This window comes from Bathymodiolus platifrons methanotrophic gill symbiont (assembly GCF_002189065.1).
Classification (GTDB): Bacteria; Pseudomonadota; Gammaproteobacteria; order Methylococcales; family Methylomonadaceae; genus Methyloprofundus.
In genome coordinates this window covers 1-1,455 of record NZ_BDMN01000157.1, presented here as the reverse complement: position 1 = coordinate 1,455, position 1,455 = coordinate 1, and the positions used below count along the sequence as shown (strand labels likewise).

The window sequence follows — 1,455 nt, the reverse complement described above, 5'->3', positions numbered from 1 at the left end:
GGCAGGTCAACTAGTTAACTGAAGTTTCCCAATTATTGAGTAGCTGAAATACACAATGCTGGTGTATCGAGGTTTATTTTAGGTGGTTTTGCCATGTTTATAGCAAACCCCTACTTAATTCCCCTTAGGCAATAGCATTTGAAACGAATGAAAAGACTATTTTTTTCATATAGTTGTAGCATAGTTTCAATTTTACCATAAATAATTATTGGGAAACTTCAGGTGTTAAGGATTATCAGATACCTGCACACAAGCACTATCGTCGTGATAGCACGTACTCAACGTGCAGGTATCTGATAATCATCGAGGGACGAAACCGCGGAATTAACTACCACGTTTTATAAGCGTGGTAGTTAATTAATTAGACACGTCAGTAGATTAAAAATAAAAACTATAGATTCTCAGATAAATAACTTCTACACTCCTTATTGATATAGCATAGGGTGTGCTGAGGTACGAAGCGCTTCGTGCCTCAGCACACCCTATGGTTGAAAGTGGAAATTTAATTTCTAAGAGTCTATATCTGCGGTCTTATTACCCCAATACAGAAAAGCTGACCCAAAAAATAGGCTATAGCTCGTAACAAAAAAAGCAGCATTTAGTGAAAGAGAGAATGATGATGACTAAAAAGAAAGTGTTTATAGCCGCATGTGTTACCTTGGTAGCTGCATGTACCTACCAACTAGGACACTTAGACGGCAGTGCAGGAAAAGAGTCCAGGCTTATAGGCGAGACAATTGCCGCGCTGAGAGCCCGCCAGAAATATCCCCCGTAAAGGCGCGCGCACGTGACTTTTACGCACCCAATAGTGAAGACTTAGCGCCGGACGAAATGCGCTTGATTGCCTGTGGTACAGGCATGCCCACAGCACGTCCAAAACAGGCGGCATCGTGCTGGTTGCTTGAACTGGGTAACGGTGATAAATTCATCTTCGATGTCGGCACTGGATCATCGGAGCGAATCGCGGCAATGCAGATACCTTATAACTATCTTGACAAAGTCTTCTTGAGCCACTTACATACTGACCATTTCGGTGATCTGGATGCGTTGTTTGTGGGGGGCGCGCTGGCTGGTCGCCAGAAACCGCTACGAGTCTGGGGGCCAAGTGGTGATACACCAGAAAGGGGTACGAAGTACGCACTTGAACACCTGCGCAAGGCGCTTACCTGGGATCTAGATGGTCGCGCAGGAATCACTGATCCACGAGTTTGACTATAAGGGTGTTAATGCAATTATCTATCAAGAGAACGGCGTGACCATTCGGTCTTACCCAGCTATTCACGCCCTCGATGGCCCGGTGAGTTTTAGTCTTGAGTGGAATGGGCTTAAATTCGTCTTTGGCGGCGATACCTATTCGAATAAATGGTATGACGAGTATGCGAAGAATGCCGATGGTTCTGTCGCATACGCTTAAAATCAGGGAAACGGAGCCTAAGCGGAGTGATGATTTTTAGT

Annotated in this window: 2 protein-coding genes; both read left to right on the top strand. The window is 44.7% G+C overall.

The features are described from left to right. The first annotated feature begins 648 nt into the window (after positions 1-648). Positions 649-1,212: an MBL fold metallo-hydrolase gene (locus CDZ78_RS24060; protein WP_087869843.1), complete on the top strand. Its 564-nt coding sequence runs from the start codon at positions 649-651 to the stop codon at positions 1,210-1,212. Then, entirely contained in the window at positions 1,178-1,414 is a 237-nt protein-coding gene (locus CDZ78_RS09725) for a hypothetical protein (RefSeq protein WP_087869842.1), read from the top strand. Before CDZ78_RS24060 ends, CDZ78_RS09725 begins: the two co-directional genes overlap by 35 nt. Positions 1,415-1,455: the final 41 nt, after the last annotated feature.

Bases quoted from the DNA above. Each gene is read 5' to 3' on its own strand.
- CDZ78_RS24060 (WP_087869843.1), top strand. From the start codon at position 649: ATGTGTTACCTTGGTAGCTGCATGTACCTACCAACTAGGACACTTAGA.
- CDZ78_RS09725 (WP_087869842.1), top strand. From the start codon at position 1,178: ATGGTCGCGCAGGAATCACTGATCCACGAGTTTGACTATAAGGGTGTT.